This is a genomic window from Methylorubrum sp. POS3 (assembly GCF_043352485.1).
In the GTDB taxonomy this organism is placed as follows: Bacteria; Pseudomonadota; Alphaproteobacteria; order Rhizobiales; family Beijerinckiaceae; genus Methylobacterium; species Methylobacterium suomiense.
The window spans coordinates 644422-660552 of the sequence record NZ_JAPRBT010000001.1; the positions used below are offsets into that span (position 1 = coordinate 644422).

Annotated in this window: 17 protein-coding genes; 10 read left to right on the forward strand and 7 right to left on the reverse strand. The window is 69.4% G+C overall.

The genetic code is table 11. The annotated features are described in order from the left end of the window. From OWC43_RS03095 to OWC43_RS03105, 3 genes are all read right to left on the reverse strand, one after another. Positions 1 to 433: ABC transporter ATP-binding protein (locus OWC43_RS03095; RefSeq protein WP_393955669.1), on the reverse strand; the 433-nt coding region annotated here is incomplete at its 3' end. A gap of 322 nt (positions 434 to 755) precedes the next feature. Further along, positions 756 to 2201 (reverse strand): PepSY domain-containing protein, encoded by a 1446-nt coding sequence (locus tag OWC43_RS03100; protein ID WP_393955670.1) that lies wholly within the window; start codon positions 2199 to 2201, stop codon positions 756 to 758. Positions 2202 to 2318: 117 nt separating this feature from the next. Then, positions 2319 to 3491, reverse strand: coding sequence for a flagellin (locus tag OWC43_RS03105; protein ID WP_393955671.1), 1173 nt, complete (start codon positions 3489 to 3491; stop codon positions 2319 to 2321). Positions 3492 to 3694: 203 nt separating this feature from the next. Here OWC43_RS03105 and OWC43_RS03110 point away from each other — a divergent pair, with 203 nt between their 5' ends. Both OWC43_RS03110 and OWC43_RS03115 read left to right on the forward strand, forming a co-directional pair. Next, positions 3695 to 4105 (forward strand): flagellar biosynthesis repressor FlbT, encoded by a 411-nt coding sequence (locus tag OWC43_RS03110; RefSeq protein WP_137830101.1) that lies wholly within the window; start codon positions 3695 to 3697, stop codon positions 4103 to 4105. 297 nt (positions 4106 to 4402) lie between these two features. Continuing rightward, positions 4403 to 4741 carry a hypothetical protein gene (locus tag OWC43_RS03115; RefSeq protein ID WP_393955672.1) on the forward strand — a complete coding sequence of 113 codons (339 nt, stop codon included), beginning with the start codon at positions 4403 to 4405 and terminating at the stop codon, positions 4739 to 4741. A 22-nt stretch (positions 4742 to 4763) separates the two neighbouring features. On the opposite strand, the gene OWC43_RS03120 is transcribed toward OWC43_RS03115, so the two are convergent. Genes OWC43_RS03120 through OWC43_RS03130 form a run of 3 tightly spaced genes read right to left on the reverse strand, consistent with a single transcriptional unit; the run spans position 4764 to position 6065 of the window. Continuing rightward, positions 4764 to 5192 carry a DUF6691 family protein gene (locus OWC43_RS03120; RefSeq protein ID WP_393955673.1) on the reverse strand — a complete coding sequence of 143 codons (429 nt, stop codon included), beginning with the start codon at positions 5190 to 5192 and terminating at the stop codon, positions 4764 to 4766. Then, a complete protein-coding gene (locus tag OWC43_RS03125) occupies positions 5189 to 5605 on the reverse strand; it encodes a YeeE/YedE family protein (RefSeq protein ID WP_393955674.1) in 417 nt (138 codons plus the stop codon). The genes OWC43_RS03120 and OWC43_RS03125 overlap by 4 nt, the downstream gene beginning before the upstream one ends. 31 nt (positions 5606 to 5636) lie before the next feature. Then, on the reverse strand, positions 5637 to 6065 hold the full coding sequence (locus OWC43_RS03130) for a TIGR01244 family sulfur transferase (protein WP_137830105.1): 429 nt from the start codon (positions 6063 to 6065) through the stop codon (positions 5637 to 5639). Positions 6066 to 6229: 164 nt separating this feature from the next. Here OWC43_RS03130 and OWC43_RS03135 point away from each other — a divergent pair, with 164 nt between their 5' ends. The 8 genes from OWC43_RS03135 (at position 6230) to OWC43_RS03170 (ending at position 14793) form a co-directional block, all read left to right on the forward strand. Then, positions 6230 to 6532, forward strand: a complete 303-nt coding sequence (locus OWC43_RS03135; protein WP_373324408.1) for a hypothetical protein — start codon at positions 6230 to 6232, stop codon at positions 6530 to 6532. Positions 6533 to 6543: 11 nt separating this feature from the next. Next, positions 6544 to 7422 (forward strand): serine O-acetyltransferase, encoded by an 879-nt coding sequence (gene cysE / locus OWC43_RS03140; protein ID WP_393955675.1) that lies wholly within the window; start codon positions 6544 to 6546, stop codon positions 7420 to 7422. Between the two features lie 483 nt (positions 7423 to 7905). Beyond that, complete coding sequence (locus tag OWC43_RS03145; protein WP_393955676.1) at positions 7906 to 9297, forward strand: family 2B encapsulin nanocompartment shell protein; 1392 nt, start codon at positions 7906 to 7908, stop codon at positions 9295 to 9297. Next, positions 9284 to 11347 (forward strand): family 2A encapsulin nanocompartment cargo protein cysteine desulfurase, encoded by a 2064-nt coding sequence (locus OWC43_RS03150; protein WP_393955677.1) that lies wholly within the window; start codon positions 9284 to 9286, stop codon positions 11345 to 11347. The genes OWC43_RS03145 and OWC43_RS03150 overlap by 14 nt, the downstream gene beginning before the upstream one ends. A 126-nt stretch (positions 11348 to 11473) precedes the next feature. Next, on the forward strand, positions 11474 to 12796 hold the full coding sequence (locus tag OWC43_RS03155) for an AmpG family muropeptide MFS transporter (RefSeq protein ID WP_393955678.1): 1323 nt from the start codon (positions 11474 to 11476) through the stop codon (positions 12794 to 12796). An 88-nt stretch (positions 12797 to 12884) separates the two neighbouring features. Continuing rightward, a complete protein-coding gene (locus OWC43_RS03160) occupies positions 12885 to 13262 on the forward strand; it encodes a restriction endonuclease (RefSeq protein WP_393955679.1) in 378 nt (125 codons plus the stop codon). A gap of 111 nt (positions 13263 to 13373) precedes the next feature. Then, positions 13374 to 14510 (forward strand): acyltransferase family protein, encoded by a 1137-nt coding sequence (locus OWC43_RS03165; RefSeq protein WP_393955680.1) that lies wholly within the window; start codon positions 13374 to 13376, stop codon positions 14508 to 14510. A 55-nt stretch (positions 14511 to 14565) separates the two neighbouring features. Then, complete coding sequence (locus tag OWC43_RS03170; protein WP_393955681.1) at positions 14566 to 14793, forward strand: DUF3606 domain-containing protein; 228 nt, start codon at positions 14566 to 14568, stop codon at positions 14791 to 14793. A 41-nt stretch (positions 14794 to 14834) separates the two neighbouring features. On the opposite strand, the gene OWC43_RS03175 is transcribed toward OWC43_RS03170, so the two are convergent. Continuing rightward, positions 14835 to 16010 (reverse strand): tlde1 domain-containing protein, encoded by a 1176-nt coding sequence (locus OWC43_RS03175; protein ID WP_393955682.1) that lies wholly within the window; start codon positions 16008 to 16010, stop codon positions 14835 to 14837. Between the last annotated feature and the right edge of the window lie 121 nt (positions 16011 to 16131).

A 16131-nucleotide genomic window follows, 5' to 3' on the forward strand; every position in this document is an offset into this window, starting at 1 on the left:
CGGCCTGCAGCGCGAGCCGGGTCAGGGCGTCGAGCTTGCCGAGCGGCTCGTCGAGCAGCAGCAGGCGCGGCGCGTTCACTAGCGCGCGGGCCAGCGCCGCGCGCTGCGCCATGCCGCCGGAGAGCTGGTGCGGAAACACCTCGGCGAAGCCATCGAGCCCGACGAGGCGCAACGCCGCTTCGACCTTCGCTGCGCGCTCCGGTTTCGCAACGCCGCGGGACTCAAGCCCGAGCCTCACATTCCCCTGCACGGTGCGCCAGGGATAGAGCGTCGGGTCCTGGAACACGAGCAGGCGCGACGGATCGGGGCCTTCGACCCGCCGTCCATCGACCGCGATGCGGCCCGCCTCCGGCGGCTCCAGCCCGGCGACGAGGCGCAACAGGGTGGACTTGCCGCAGCCGGAGGGGCCGAGTCGACGCCCGTTATTTTTCATTTTATTTTGTGGGCGACTCAAAAATTATTTGCACTCGTTCCGCTAACCTGCGGACAGCGGGCCCGACAGCCGCGGCACGACATGGCAGCCATGCTCAAGCCTTCCAGACGATGATCGGAAATCAGTCGTGGGAAGCGGCCCCCTGCCGGGAGGCCCGTATCGACGGGGTCATCGATATTTATAGAATATTAGCGGATCCCGTGACGGCCGATCGTCACAATGCGCAACTCGAAAGACGCATCCGACCCACATCGTGGCCCGCCGATGTCGACGAAGATCCGGATCGCAATCTGTCAATCCAGAGAAGATCGGGCCGAAATCTTCAGCCGAAGCGCCGCCGCAGACGCCGCCAACCGATGATGATCCCGGTCACCGCGACGAGGAAGCCGGCCGAGAGCCAGAGCGCCATCACCGTGTCCCAGACCGGGCGGCGGCGCAGCACCGCGAGATCGAGGGTGTGCAGCCCGTTGAACAACCAGCGGGAGACCCGGTTCGAGCGATCCATCCGCCCGAGGATCTCGCCCGTCGTCGGATCGATATGGATCCAGGTCGCGGCCGGGTCCGCGAAGACGGCGCGCAGAACCGGCAGCGGGCGCGTCTCCCGGGGACCGTACCAGTAGGAATCCTCGGCCTCGATCCGCTCGATGCGCGGCGGCGCCTCCCCCGGCATCAGGCGAGCGAGGGCACGGTGCAGGTTCTCCGGATCCGGCGCCGCGGTGCCGCAGCAGGGGCGCGGCGCATCCTCGCCGCAGATCGCGACGGTGAGCGGGGCATCGCCGACCCGGACGAAGCGGATCTCCTTCAGATCCGGGCAGGTGCGGGTCGCCGCCTCAGGATCGAAGGCGCGCACGGCCGCCTCGGGGCCGAGATAGCGCGCCAGGGCGGCCGGATCCGGCATGGTCGGCGAGAACCAGCGGTTCGGATTCATGGACAGCCAGCCGCTGACGATGAAGGTCAGGATCGCCGTCCCGCCGATCAGACCGCCGAGATGGTGCCACGCCGCGATCCCGCGATAGGGTGTCGTCCGCCCATTGGCGTAGCGCGGGCGCAGCCGCAGGCGGGACAAGCCGAGGACGGTGCCGCTCGCCGCCACCGCGATGGCGATGCCGGAGACCCACAGGACCACATCGCGCCACAGGGCGGGCTCGGCCCGCAGGGGCGTGAGGTAGATCCAGTGCGGCACGGCGCCGAGCCAGTTCCAGAACCGCTCCGTTCGCGTGGTGTCGAGGGCGATCTCGCCGGTGCGCTCCGACAGATAGAGGCGCGTCCCGGCGACGTCGCCGAGGGCCACGAGGCGGAACGGGCGCAGCGGATCGTAGCGCTGATGCACCGTCCACTGATCGCGCAGGATCGAACCGAGATCCTCCACCGTCCGGGCGGCAGGGTGGCCGGCGGCGATGCGCAGGAGGCGATCGGAATCGACCCGCTCCATGCGCCGACCGTCGGCGGCGGCGATCATGGTGCGGGCGCCGTCGAGGGCCTGGATGCGATAGACCGGCTCGTCCCCGAGCATGCCGAGATCGATGCGCGCGGGCGGTGCGGTTTGTCGGGCGGCGGCGAAAGCGGCGTCGGGACCGATCAGGCCGGACGACAGGGCCAGCGGCGGCAGGGCGGCGCGGCGCTCGGTCTCCGTCAGTCGCGGGAAGCCGACATACATCATCACCGCTCCGGACAGGAACCAGACGGCGAAGAGAAGCGCGGTGGCGATACCGAGCCAGCGATGGCCGAGCAGAAGCCAGCGCAGGAGGCGTTTGCCGAGATTTCGCAAGGCGGGATCGATCGACGGGACGGCGAACGCCGTCAGACCGCCGGTCCATAGACCGGCGATCCGACGGTTGGGAAGTCGGGGATGCGCGGGCGCGGGCGCGTCCGGCGCGGGACCGCGTCAGCGCAGGAGCTGGAGGATGCCCTGCTGGGCCTGGTTGGCCAGCGACAGCGCCGAGATGCCCAGCGACTGACGGGTCGACAGCGCCTGGGAATTCGCCGCTTCCGCGTTGAGATCGGCGTTGGTGAGATTCGCCGCGCCGGTATCGAGGATGTTGACCAGACGCTTGGTGAAGTCCTGCCGGTTCTGCACCACCGAGAGGTTCGAGCCGAAGGTCGAGCTCGCCGAGCGCAGCGTGTCGGAGGCAGCGCCGAGGCTCAACAGCGTCGTCTTGACGTCGGCATCGAGCAGGAAGTTGCCGGTGCCGGTGGTGCCAGCGGTGATCGCATCGAGATCGAGGCCGTCCGAGGTCAGATCCTGACCCTGGATGTCGAGGTTGGCCGTGTCCTTCTCGTTGAAGGCGATGTGCAGCTTGTTGGTCGGATCGCCGTTCGAGATCAGATTGACGCCGTTGAAGCTCGAATCCTTGGCCAGCTGCGTGATCTGCGTCAGCAAGGTGTTGAACTGCTCGGCGAGCTTCTTGCGGCTGTCGACACCCGACACCGTCAGTTCCTTCGCCTGGGCCACCGTGGTGTTGGCGGTGCCGTAGTTCGGGGCCGTGCCGGAGCCGGCCGAGAAGCCGAGGGCGGTCTGGCTGGCGGTGTCCTTGAACTCGACATCGGCGCTGGCGTTCAGGACGATCTTCTTGCCAGTCGTGTCCTTCGAGAACATCGTCGAACCGGCGGAGGTGTTGAGCTTGCCGATCGCCGCGTCGATGTCGTCCGTGGCCGCCAGCGTCGTGCTCTTGGCCGTGCCGTTGACGTAGAACGCGACCGTGGAAGCGGCGGCGGTGAAGTCGTCCTTGGCCGTACCGGTGGTGGTGACCTGGGTCGACAGGGCCTGGTTGGCCGTGGACTTGGCCGAGTCGATCAGCTTCTGGATCGAGGTGATGCCCTGGTTGGCCGCCTGGATCACCTGCACGCCGTTCGAGATCGAGTCGAGCAGGCCGCCGAGATCGGCCGAGCGGTTGGACAGGGCCTGGGCGGTGAAGAAGTTGACCGGGCTGTCGAGGGCCGAGGACACCTTGAGGCCGGTGGCGAGGCGGTTCTGGGTCGTCGAGGTGAGCGAGGCGGTGTCCTGCAGCGAGAGCAGGTTCTGGCGGGTCGCGGACGAAAGGGTGATACCGGAGGACATGGGGGCGATCCTATTGGGTCTGGAAGCCGTCGTTCTGGCGGCCCCCGGACATTTCACCCTGCGTCTTGCCGAGACCTTAATCCGATCGGCTATTTCACGCGGTATCGATCGATTCAGCCAAGTCGAACCGGCCCACTCGTGATGATAGTTAAGCAATCCCCCGAGACAAGTCTCACATTCGACTCATTGAGGAACCGGTAACCATGCCGCTGCGCATCGAGCTGAAACCCAACGAACGGCTGATCATCAACGGGGCGCTGATCCGCAACGGCGATAGGCGATCGGTCTTCATGATCGAGAACCAGTGCAAGTTCCTGCGCGAGAGCGAGATCATCTTCGAGGCGGACGCCGACACCGCCGCCAAGCGCCTCTGCGTGACGCTCCAACTGATCTATCTCGCCGACAACCCGGCGGAGGCCGACGACCTGTTCGTGCAGCAGGCGAACCAGTTGCTGGAGGCAGCGCCGAGCATGGCCCCCTACATCCTGGCCATCCAGGACGAGTTGTCCGCCCGGCAATACCACCGGGCGGTCAAGCGGGGCCGCGACCTCGTCGCCTACGAGCAGAGTCTCCACGCCCATCTGGTGCACCCGGATCGCGGAGCGCAGGAATAAGAAGAGGGCCGTGGCCGGATCCCGCGCAAGCGGTACCGGCACGACCCACCGCACCGACCTCTCTCCGAGCACAACCCGAATATTGGCTCGAATTGCCTCCGCCCAAAGCCAAGATCGAGCTTATCCACGAACGTCTGTGACCCGACGCAACGATTTTGCGACAAATCGTTGTCGAGAAAGACGCATCAATATAGATTTTGCCGCAAGGCGAGCCGTACTGCGCTTGTCAGCAACCTATGTTGATGCCTCTTCGCCTGCCCGCGCATCCGAAGAGTGCTGGAGAGGCGCAAGCATCCGATGGCCGAACCGAGCCCCTCCCCTGATCGGCTCTCCGAAGTATCCCGCTTGGCCGGCGAACTGGCGGATCAGATTCTTCTGGAAAGCATGCTCGGCGCGCCGTCCGTCGCGAAGGTGACGGCCCTCGACGAGGCCGCCCACCTGCTGGAGGATTGCCGACATCCGGTCCCCGATCTCGTGATCGACGTGCTGAACCGTCTCCATGGCCGGTCGGAGACCGACGGCGCGCCGGATGCGCTGATGGACGGGGCGTCCAGCGACGGGGCCGACGAGGGGGAGGGCATGCGAGGGCGCAGCCGCTTCATCCCGCGCTTCCTCCGCTCCCTGCGCACGCCTTGATCCCTCGAACAACGCGGTAGGCTCACCGGGCGCCCTGGATGAGCCGGAAGGCCGCCATGCCGACGAGCATCGCCGGCACGAAGACCAGAATCGGCAACGCCCCGGTCGAGAGGGCCGCCACCGCCGGGCCGGGGCACAGGCCCGACAAACCCCAGCCGACCCCGAACAGGGCCGCGCCGCCGATCAGCGGCGCGTCGATCCGGCGGCGGGCGGGGAGATCGAAGCGGGCGTCGAAGACCGGGCGCGGCAGGCGGCGGGCGAGCGCGAAGCCCGCCAGCGCGACGCTCACGGCACCGCCGAGCACGAAGATCAGGGTCGGGTCCCAGGCGCCGCCCACATCGAGGAATCCCTGGACGCGGGCCGGGTCGAGCATGCCGGAGAGCGACAGGCCGAGGCCGAAGAGCAGGCCCATGGCGAGGGCGGCGGCGAGACGGGGGGCGGCGCCGGTCATTGAGGGAGCCCGCGAAGCACCGCCACCGTCACCATACCGGCGGCGAGGAAGGTGAGGACGGCGGCCAGCGAGCGAGGCGAGAGCCGGGCGAGACCGGCCACACCGTGGCCGCTGGTGCAGCCCGAGCCCAGCCGCGTGCCGAAACCGACGAGGAGACCGGCGAGCGCCAGGACGGGCAGCGAGGCCACGAAGCGCATCGTCGGCCATCCGTCGGAGAGCCACGCGAACAGGGCCGGCCCGCCGATCAAGCCGCCGACGAAGGCGAGATCGGCCCAGCGCCGCTCGCCGCGATCCTGACCGAGCCCGGCCACCACCCCGCTGATGCCGGCAATGCGGCCGTTGAGCAGCATCAGCCCGGCGACCGATAGGCCGATCAGCGCGCCGCCGGCGAGGCCGGCCCAATAGGGGTGCATCGACGTCTCCCTCAATCTCGCGATCTCAGCGTCAGAGCCCGTTCGCATCGAGCCAGCGCAGGGCCCCGGACAGGTCGAAGCCGTGGCGCGCACCGAGCTCCGGAAGGTCCTCGCGGCGCAGGCGCCCGGCGATCACCTCGCCGAGCACCCAGAGCGTCAGCGAACGCGTGCCGCTTCGGCAATGGGCCACCACCGGGCCCGGCGCCGCCTCCACGGCCGCGTGAAACGCTTCGACCGCCGCGCGGGTGATGGTCGGCCCGGTCACCGGCAGGTCGAGATAAGCGAGGCCGGCGCCTTCCGCCGCGGCGCGCTCGGCCGCGGATCCCGGCTGGCTCGGCTCCTCGCCGTCCGGCCGGTTGTTGATCAGGAGCGCGACGCCCTCCCGGCCGAGGGCGGCGATCTCGTCCAGCGAGGGCTGCCCGGCCACGGAGAATGTCGGGTCGATGATCGTGCGCTTCATGACATCCGCCTCCGGGCCCGAACGGATCGTCCGCACGGGCCGCGATCAGCGGGGTAGCCTGCGGATTCTTTCCGGGCAAGGCTTGCCAAGCGGTCATCCATCCATAAATATCGTTCTATAACAATGACTTAGCGAATATTTTGCTAGGGCGAGGAGACCGCGCGATGGAAGTCTTCCCTCACGACGGACGGACTTGGAAGAGATTTCCCGACGGGGCTGCGGCGGCCCGCCAGGGAGCGGAGCGCGGCGGGCCCGTCGGCGGAATGAGGCCGGGCGACGCCGTGATGTTCGCCCGGCTCGATCTCGCCGAGACGCTCGGCATCTGGCGCAATGCCACGGGGCGGGTCGTCGGCACGCATGCGGCGGACGGCGTGTCGGACGGCGCGGCGGACACGGTCGACGTGAAGTTCGAGGGCCACGAGACCCTGCAGGCCTACCTGCCGGCGATGTTCCGGCGCGTGAACTAGGACGCCCCTCCATGACGACCGGCGCCATCGAGGCCCGCGCGGGCCTCGACCCACTCTCCTTGCAACCTCCCCTGCGCGCCACTCACCGGGGCACGGCGGAAGACGAGGTGTGGCGGGAATTGCGGAGCGAGGCCGAGGCGGCGCTGATCGAGGAACCGCTCTATGCGGGCTTGATCCAGGCCACCGTGCTCGACCAGCGCAGGCTTTCCGGTGCCCTGGCCTACCGCCTCGCCCACCGCCTCGGCGACGGCGACCTGTCGCGGCTCACGGTGCGCGATCTCTGCCTGTCGGCCTTCGAGGCCGATCCGGATCTCTCGGCGCAGGCGGTGCGCGACCTCGTGGCCATCCGCGAGCGCGACCCGACCTGCCGGCGCTATCTCGACCCGTTCCTGTTCTACAAGGGCTTCGCGGCGCTGGAAGGCTACCGGGTGGCGCACTGGCTGTGGGCGCAGGGCCGGGCGACGCTGGCGCTCCATGTCCAGAGTCGCATCTCGGAAGTGTTCGGCTGCGATATCCACCCCGCCGCGCGGATCGGTTCGGGCGTATTCATCGACCATGCCACCGGCGTCGTCATCGGCGAGACCACGGTGGTGGCCGACGACGTGTCGATCCTCCAATCCGTCACGCTCGGCGGCAACGGAAAGGAGAGCGGCGACCGCCATCCGAAGATCGCCCGCGGCGTGCTCCTGAGCGTCGGGGCCAAGGTGCTCGGCAACATCCGGGTCGGCGAGGGGGCGAAGGTCGCCGCCGCCGCGGTGGTGCTGCACGAGGTGCCGGCCCACACCACCGTGGCCGGGGTGCCGGCCCGCGTCGTCTCGCGACTCGCCGCCGACGACAATCCGGCTCAGAGCATGGATCAATCCTTCGTCGGCTACGGGGACGGCATCTGAAGCGGAGCCGCGCGCCGATTCGAGGTCTTCCACGCTCGGATCACGGCACTTTCGAGCACGTTTCCGCAGCCGCGCCTCCGCTTTCGATGCTCCCCATCGGCCTGCCTTGTGCGTACGGAGGAGGCAGGAGATGAAATTTCCATTCAAGTATTCCTTCATGAAACGCATTGGCAAAATTTCATTCTAATTTATTGTCAATATGTAGAATTTTCATCGCATATATACGACATACCCAGCAAACTGTTCTTCGACATGGTCAAAATTGAGAATACGGTTCTATTGACGGACGTTCGGAGTCGAGCCTAGTTTTCGGCCAACCCGGATGGCCAAAACAAGTAGGGCCCGCGGGGGAACAAGACATTCCCAATCTTGAGCCGGACGCGTCAACAACAGCGCGGCACCGATGCTGGACTTCGTCCGCATCGTTGCGGACGCATGGGCGCTCGTCCCGGCACAGCGAACCGATCACGGAGACGACGACAGATGAGTGGACCGGGCCTGAGCGTGAGCGCATCCGCCGCGCGCAATCTAGCAACCGCGACCGTCACCTCGGTTCAGAACGTCGCCAACACCCCCCGCTTCCTGCTGCGGCTCCTCCCCTTCGTGGACGTCGCGGGCGGCGTCTACCGCGTCAACCGCCGTGCCGTGGTGCTGGCCAAGTCCGGCCGCATCGACCTGGCGAGCGAGGAGGGCACGCGCGCCGTCCGTCCCGGCTCGCTGCGCTCCGTGCCGCTGTTCAGCCGCCTGGGCGACGCGGAACTCTCCGCGCTCGCGGGCAAGTTCACGGAGAGCAAGCACAAGGCCGGCGAGACCATTGCCGAGGAGGGCTCGTCCGGCCGCAGCCTCGTCGTGGTGGCCGACGGGACCGTCGAGCTGACCCTGTCGGGACCCTATAAGGGACGTCTCCGCCAGGGACTGGCCACCCGCGGCGACTATTTCGGCGAGGGCGCCCTCGTCGGCGAGGCGGGTCCGGCCCCGGCCGTGAAGGCGCTGTCGGCGGTCACCCTGCTGACGCTCGATCCGGCCGCGGTCGAGGACGAGGGCATCCGGGCGCGCATCGACCAGTATCAGGAGGAGCGCGACCGGCTGAAGGGCCACACCAATTCCTACGGCGAGCAGGGCATCGAGCTACTGGCGGTCCATACCGGCGAGCCGCGCCTGCCAACCACCTTCGTCGACTACGAGATCGATCCGCGGGAGTATCACCTCTCGACGATCCAGACGATCCTCAACACCCATACCCGCGTCACCGATCTCTATTCCAATGAGATCGACCAGTTGCGCGAGCAGATCCGCCTCACGGTCGATGCCGTGAAGGAGCGCGAGGAATGGGAACTCCTCAACAACTCGCAATTCGGCCTGCTGCACGAGGTCTCGGGGCGCCAGCGCATCCCGACCCGCTCCGGCCCGCCGACCCCGGACGATCTCGACGAGTTGCTGACGCTGGTCTGGAAGAAGCCCGCCTTCTTCGTCGCGCATCCCCGCGCCATCGCGGCCTTCGGCCGTGAGGCCACCCGCCGCGGCGTGCCGCCGGTCGTCGTCCACCTGTTCGGCGCGCCCTTCATCACCTGGCGCGGCGTGCCGCTCGTTCCCAGCGACAAGCTGCCGATCGACATCGATCCGGCGACCGGGGCGCAGACCACCTCGATCCTCCTGCTGCGCGTCGGCGAGGGCGAGCAGGGCGTGGTCGGCCTGCAGAAGTCCGGCGTCACCGGCGAGATCGAGCCCGGCCTGTCGGTGCGCTACATGGGCACCAACGACCATTCCATCGCCTCGCACCTCGTGACCCGCTACTTCTCGGCCGCCGTGCTGGTCGAGGACGCCATCGCCCGTCTCGATAACGTGCTGCTGGGAAACTACCATGACTACGCCTGACGCCGGGCTCGTGGGGTTTCCGGCCCCCGGCCTTCCGACCGGCAGCGCGGGCGATCTGGCGCATGCCGATCTCGTCGGGCGTCTCGCCCGCGAGATCTACGGCCAGGGACAGGCGGCCAGCGCCCCGTTTCAGCCTCACCTGCCGCAGACGCCTCAAGTCCCCCAGGGCTTGGAGAGCCTTCCCTCCGGTTCCGGGCAGCCCGCGCTGCCCGGCGCCACCCTGAGCGCGCCCCTTGGCACGCCCTCCGTGCCGTCGGGGCCCCTCCCCGCGGGCTTCCAGCCCGACCTGTCGGCGCTGGCGGCCCGCTCGTTCGGCGCGCCGCCGGTCGGCCTGCCGGGCCTTTCCGGCCCGTCGCACGCCAATCCCGTGGGCGCGACGCCCGCGCCGGCGAGCGCGAACGTCTTCGACGTGGCGGGGATTCCCTCGGTGCACCCGCTCCCGAACCAGAACCGGTTTCCGGAATACTTCGTGCCGAGCGTACCGGACGTCGCCGCCGCGATCCCCGGCGGGCCCGACCTGCATCGCCAGATCGCGTCCGACCATCCGCGCGCCAACGGCTTCGCCCACGCGCTGGCGCCGCAGCTCGTGCCCGCCGATCCGTCGCAAGGCGGCAAAGGGGGCGGAAAGGATGTGGCGCAGGAACACTTTTCGCGCACCGGCCATCTGCCGCATCCGAGCGTGCCGGCACCCGACAACACGGGCGATTACTACTTCCTGAGCCCGGCACCCCCGCCCGCGCGTAAGGCCAAGGGTCACGCCCAGCCCCGGGTCGAGCCGTCGCGCCATCACGGCCCCGCCCCGCGGGTGACCTCGCACGGCTCGGTGCCGGCCGGCGCGCCGTTCGATGTCGAGCATGTGCGAAAGGATTTCCCGGCGCTGCATCAAAGCGTGAACGGGCACCGCCTCGTGTGGCTGGACAACGCGGCCACCACCCACAAGCCGCAGAGCGTGATCGACGCGACATCCGAGTTCTACGGTCGCCACAACTCGAACATCCACCGGGCGGCGCACACGCTGGCGGCGCGCTCGACCGACCTGTTCGAGGGCGGACGCGAGAAGACCCGCCGCTTCCTCAACGCGCCCTCGAAGGACGACATCGTCTTCCTGCGCGGCACGACGGAGGCGATCAACCTCGTCGCCAATTCCTACGGTCGCGCGAATATCGGCCCCGGCGACGAGATCATCGTCTCGACGATCGAGCACCACGCCAACATCGTGCCCTGGCAGCTCCTGGCGCAGCAGACCGGCGCGACGATCCGGGTGATCCCGGTGGACGACCGCGGCGACATCATCTTCGAGCAATACGCCGCCCTGCTCTCGGGCCGCACCAAGATCGTCTCGGTGACGCATGTCGCCAATGCGCTCGGCACGGTGAACCCGATCCAGGAGATCATCGCGCTCGCGCATGCCTACGGCGTGCCGGTGCTGGTCGATGCCGCGCAATCGACGCCGCATATCCCGATCGACGTGCAGGCGCTCGACGCCGACTTCCTGGTGTTCTCCGGTCACAAGGTGTTCGGGCCGACCGGCATCGGCGCCCTGTACGGCAAGAAGCACCTGCTGGAGGCGATGCCGCCGTGGCAGGGCGGCGGCCACATGATCGAGGACGTCACCTTCGCGAAGACCGTCTACAAGGGCGCGCCGGAAAAGTTCGAGGCGGGCACGCCGGACATCGCCGGTGCGGTCGGCCTCGGTGCGGCGCTCGATTACCTCGAGAGCGTGGGGCTCCCGGCGATCTCGGCCTACGAGCACGACCTGCTCGACTATGCGCAGGAAGGCTTGGCCGACATCAAGGGTCTGCGCCTGATCGGCACCGCCCGCCACAAGGCGAGCGTGATGTCCTTCACGGTCGATGGGCTCAAGAACGAGACGGTCGCCCACCATCTCGATGCCCACGGCGTCGCCGTGCGCTCGGGGCATCACTGCGCCCTGCCGGCCTTGCGCCGCTTCGGCGTCGACCAATCGGTGCGCGCCTCGCTCGCCTTCTACAACACCCGCGAGGATGTGGACGTGTTCCTGCGCGCGCTGCGGACCTTGCCGCGGCATTGAGGGCACGGCCCGTGCAAGACCGAGCGGCCGCCGCGATCCCGTGGCGGCCGCTTGGCGTCTGCGAACCGCTTGGCGCACCCTCACGGCGCGGCCTATCAAGCCCATCCACAGCGGAGCCGGACCAGCATGAACGCGCCGACGAAAGCGGTTTCGGAGAGCACGCCGTTCTGGTCGGCCCTGTTCACCGACCGGCGGATCGCGCCCGCGCTCGGGCTCGGCTTCACCTCCGGCATGCCGTTCCTGCTGGTCTACGGCACGCAATCGGCGTGGCTGTCCGATGTCGGCATCTCGCTCGCGACGATCGGCCTGCTCAGCGAGCTGACGCTGGCCTACAAGTTCAAGTTCGTCTGGGCGCCGTTCCTCGACCGTTACGACCCGCCGCTGCTGGGGCGCCTCCTCGGCCGGCGGCGCGGCTGGATCGTCGTGGCGCAACTCGGCGTGATGGCGATGCTGACCGGCATCGCCTTCGGCGACCCGGCCCACTGGCTCGCCTGGACGATCGCCTTCTCGGTCGCCCTGGGATTTGCCGGCGCCACGCTCGACCTCGTCATCGATGGATGGCGCATCACCAGCGTGCGCCCGCCCGAGAAGCAGGCGGTGCTCTCCTCCTGGACCGAGATCGGCTGGCGGATCGGCAACCTCGCGGCGGGGGCCGGCGCCCTGTTCCTGGCCGACCGCATCGGCTGGCGCGGCGCCTATCTCGCCATGGGCGCGCTGATGCTGGTCGGCATGGTCGCCGCCGTGTTCGCCCCCGAACCGCCCTCGGACCAAGCGCCCCACCCGCCCCGGGCCGGATTCGTCGATACGGTCTGGAGCCCGATCCGCGACCTGCTCCGGCGGCTCGGGCCGATGGCGCCGGCGATCCTGCTGCTGGTCGCGGGCTTCCGCATGCCGGGCTACGTCGCGAACGCGATGGCGGTGCCCCTGTTCAAGCATCAGGGCTTCTCCAACACCGACATCGCCACGGTCACCAAGCTGTTCGGCTTTTGGATCGGGCTCGGCGGCACCTTCCTCGCCGGTGCGCTGATCCCGCGCATCGGCATGCTGCCGAGCCTCCTCATCGGCACCGTCGCGGCCTCGGCCTCGCATCTGAGCCTGGCCTATCTCGCCGCGCATGGCGGCGACGGCGGGACGGCCTTCTGGACCTTCGCGACCGCCGTCAGCATCGACGGGTTCGCCTACGCCTTCGCCTCGGTGGTGCTGATCACCTACATGTCGACCCTGGCCTCGACCGAGCATGCCGCGAGCCAGTTCGGGCTTCTGACCTCGCTCTGCGCCTTTCCCGGCAGCGTGCTCGCCGGGTTCTCGGGATTCCTCGTCGAGTGGACGGGCTTCGCGTGGTTCTTCGTCCTCACCTCGCTGATCGGCGTGCCGGTGGCTTTGCTCGCCGTCTACGTCTGGGCCAAGGTCGGCATCTCCGACGAGGCGCCGCCGCGTACGGGGCATTGACCGCATTCCGGCGGCCGGCGCGAGCCCGAATGCCTGCGGAAACAACGACCGCCTTCGCCGTTCTCTCACCGCAAGAAGGGAGGGACGCTTGGTAGGGCGCAGGGTCCGGCGCTGGCGCGACGATGATCCCGATACGCATGGGCCGAAGCCCGATGCGCTCCCGGTCTGCCCGCTCTGCGAGCGGCCGATCCCGCGCCATGCCCGCCAGAGCGTCCATCACCTGACTCCGAAGCTGAAAGGCGGGGCCCGCGGGGCGACCGTGCGGCTCCATCAGATCTGCCATTCGGCGATCCACGCCCGCTACAGCGAGGCCGAGATCGCCCGACGGCTCGCGGAGGTCGAGGCGCTGCGGGCCGATCCCGAGATCGCCCGCTTCCTCGCCTGGGTGCGGGACAAGCCCGACGACTTCCACGCCCCCACCCGCCAGACCCGCGAGCGCCGCGGCGAGGGCCGGGCGCGCCGGTGAGGTTCGGCGGCATTAACCACATCGCCAACATTCGGTGCGGCGGCGGGGCCGGGTTAACCGCGTGCCGTCAGGGTCGGGGATGGTTCGCCCGATCACGAGGCCCGGATTTCCATGGCTGGCGCCACGCAACCCCTCCGCCCGCATCCCGAGGAAACGTCCCGGCTGGCCTGGGTCGATGTCGCCAAGGGCCTGTGCATCATCCTCGTCGTGATGATGCATTCGACGCTCGGCACCGGCGAGGCGCTCGGAGGCGAGGGCTTCATGCATACGATCGTGGCCTTCGCCAAGCCGTTCCGGATCCCCGACTTCTTCCTGCTCTCGGGCCTGTTCCTCGGCCGCGTGATCGACCGCGACTGGCGCCTGTTCGCCGACCGGCGCGTGGTCCATTTCGCCTATTTCTACGTCCTGTGGGTGCTGATCCAGTCGCTGTTCAAGGTCGGGCTGATCACCGCCGACGCGGTCGGCACGGAGGGTAAGCTCGCGGCCTTCGGCCTGCATCTGGCCGAGGCCCTGGTGGTGCCGTACTCGACCCTGTGGTTCGTCTACCTGCTCGCCGTGTTCTCGGTGGTGACGAAACTCCTGCACCGCCGGGTGCCGCCGCTCGTCCTGCTCGGCGCCGCCGCTTTGCTCCAGCTGCTGCCGACCTCGAGCCTGCCGCTCCTCGTGGACGAGTTCTGCGCCCGCTACGTCTATTTCCTGGGCGGCTACCTGTTCGCCGAGTGGATCTTTCGGTTTGCCGACCGGGTGCGCGCCCGTGCCGGACTCGCGCTCGCCGGGCTGGCCGCCTGGGCGCTGCTGGAGGCCGTACTGGTCTTCGCACCGACGGGCCTGCCCTCGCACCCCTCCGCCGCCGGCCTGCCGGTGGTGAGCCTCGCCCTCGGCAGCATCGGCGCGCTCGCCATCGTCGCCTTCGCCAACCTGATGACCCGCGCCGGCGGACCGGTCACGGCGGCGCTCCGCGCCTGCGGCCAGCGCTCCATCGTGATCTATCTCGGCTTCTTCCTGCCGATGGCCGTGACCCGCACGGTCATCGCCAAGTCGGGGATCGCCATCGATATCGGGCTCGCCAGCCTGATCGTGACGGCGGTCGCCGTCGTCGTGCCCCTCGCCTTCGAGCGTTTCGTGCGGGGGACGCGGCTGGACTTCCTGTTCCGTCGCCCGGCGGCCTTCCACATCGTCCCCGAGCCGGCGAAGTCCCGCCGCGCCTCACCCGGTCTCGCACGCCCGGAACCCGCGCCCGCCCCGTGACGGTTCTCCCCGGCGAGCGCCCGGATGGTCCGGGCCACCAGGGAGCGGCCGGAGCATGGCGGACGAGCGGATCGGTGCGGAGGGACGGATGGCGGGCGAGGCGAGCGGGGACCCTGCCGCGGTCGTCCTGAAGGAGCCGCGCGACCGCGCCTACTGGGCGCGCCGCTTCGAGGTTCCGGTGGAGCAGGTCCAGGCGGCGGTCGAGGCCGTCGGCCCCGACCCGGCTCAGGTCGCCGCCCATCTCGGCAAGCCCTGGCCCTACGAGGCGAGCGGCATCGTCTGATTTCGGACGCGCGAGGCCGCTCCGCCGAACAAGGCGAAGGGCTAGTTCCCGTCGGCGGCGGAGGCCGAGCGGCGGGTGCCGCGTCGGCTGGCGAAGATGCCGGGGGCGGTGCCGGGCACGACGACGATGCGTCGGACTTCTCCGCGCAGATAGGCCCGCAGGAAGCGGTCGTACTGCCGGAACACGACACAGCCGTTCGAGGCGCCGCTCGGCCCGAGCATGTAGGTATGGGCGAGGATGCCGTCGCGCCCGTGGATCGCCGCCGAGCCGCCCACCGGATTGAGGCGGATCGCCCGCACGCCGTGGAATAATGCCTCGCGCTCCCGCAGGTCGTAGACGCCGGGCGGCGTGGCGCCACGCATGCGCAGATGGACGTAATCCGGATTGTCCTGCGCGACGCCGAGGCCGGAATGCGCCTCCAGCACCTCGCCGCTCGGCAAGGTCACCGTCGCCGCGCTGATGTCGTAGACGGCAACGCCCGGCTCGGCCACCGGCCCCGGGACGAGCCGCCGCCGCGCGGCCGAGTCCACCGCCCCGCTCTCCAGCCCGGCATAAGCCAGGGCCGTACCCGAGCTGGCCGGCGCGGTATTCGGTGAGGATTCGCCGCCGAACAGCTTCTCGAAGAAGGAGCGATCGTCGGTCACGGCCGCGCTGAACACCTGCCGGGTCGATTCCCGGGCCTGCCGCGACGTCGCGCGGGGAATCGGGGTCGCGAGGCGGGCGGTCTGCTCCCGCGGCTCGTAGCGGAATTCGGCCGGGCGACGCACCGGCAGCGGCACGGTGAGGGCGAGACGGGCGGAGACCGGCGTCCGGGCCGTTGCCGGCTCGGGTGCCGCCATCGCGGCGATCGGGGCCGCGGTCTCGACGGCGCGACCGGCGACCTGCGTCGCGCGCGCTGCCGGCTCGGGCGTCCGGAAAGCCGTCGCGACGGACGCCGCCCGGGGCGCGAAGCCCGACGTCTGGGTGTCGACGGTCGGGTTGGGATCGAGCATCCAGGCGAGGTCGGCGGGGGCCGGCATCGCCTCTTCCGGAAGCGAAGCGGCGTGGATCGCCGGAGCGACCTCGACCGTCGCGATCTTCGGCGTCTCACCCTGGCGCAGCAGGCCGGCAAGGGCGAGGCCGCTCACCGCCGTGAGGGCGAGGGCCGCGACCGGCAGACGGTTGCGGCGGCGGACGGGCCGGGCGGGCTGGCCCTGAACGAGCGCGGCGATGTCCATGCGGGGATACTCAGCAACGCGGGGTTCCCACACGGCCGCCCGCCCTCCCCCGCGGACATGCGGGTGAGGCCCGGGAGGGCTCCGCCGTTAGGAGAGGATCTTCGTTTAAGCCTCCGTCATT

Coding starts and splice junctions, on each gene's coding strand:
- OWC43_RS03125 (WP_393955674.1), bottom strand. CDS start 5,605: ATGCACCCCTATTGGGCCGGCCTCGCCGGCGGCGCGCTGATCGGCCTA.
- OWC43_RS03150 (WP_393955677.1), top strand. CDS start 9,284: ATGACTACGCCTGACGCCGGGCTCGTGGGGTTTCCGGCCCCCGGCCTT.
- OWC43_RS03145 (WP_393955676.1), top strand. CDS start 7,906: ATGAGTGGACCGGGCCTGAGCGTGAGCGCATCCGCCGCGCGCAATCTA.
- OWC43_RS03155 (WP_393955678.1), top strand. CDS start 11,474: ATGAACGCGCCGACGAAAGCGGTTTCGGAGAGCACGCCGTTCTGGTCG.
- OWC43_RS03105 (WP_393955671.1), bottom strand. CDS start 3,491: ATGTCCTCCGGTATCACCCTTTCGTCCGCGACCCGCCAGAACCTGCTC.
- OWC43_RS03120 (WP_393955673.1), bottom strand. CDS start 5,192: ATGACCGGCGCCGCCCCCCGTCTCGCCGCCGCCCTCGCCATGGGCCTG.
- OWC43_RS03165 (WP_393955680.1), top strand. CDS start 13,374: ATGGCTGGCGCCACGCAACCCCTCCGCCCGCATCCCGAGGAAACGTCC.
- OWC43_RS03170 (WP_393955681.1), top strand. CDS start 14,566: ATGGCGGACGAGCGGATCGGTGCGGAGGGACGGATGGCGGGCGAGGCG.
- OWC43_RS03115 (WP_393955672.1), top strand. CDS start 4,403: ATGGCCGAACCGAGCCCCTCCCCTGATCGGCTCTCCGAAGTATCCCGC.
- cysE (WP_393955675.1), top strand. CDS start 6,544: ATGACGACCGGCGCCATCGAGGCCCGCGCGGGCCTCGACCCACTCTCC.
- OWC43_RS03135 (WP_373324408.1), top strand. CDS start 6,230: ATGGAAGTCTTCCCTCACGACGGACGGACTTGGAAGAGATTTCCCGAC.
- OWC43_RS03110 (WP_137830101.1), top strand. CDS start 3,695: ATGCCGCTGCGCATCGAGCTGAAACCCAACGAACGGCTGATCATCAAC.
- OWC43_RS03175 (WP_393955682.1), bottom strand. CDS start 16,010: ATGGACATCGCCGCGCTCGTTCAGGGCCAGCCCGCCCGGCCCGTCCGC.
- OWC43_RS03130 (WP_137830105.1), bottom strand. CDS start 6,065: ATGAAGCGCACGATCATCGACCCGACATTCTCCGTGGCCGGGCAGCCC.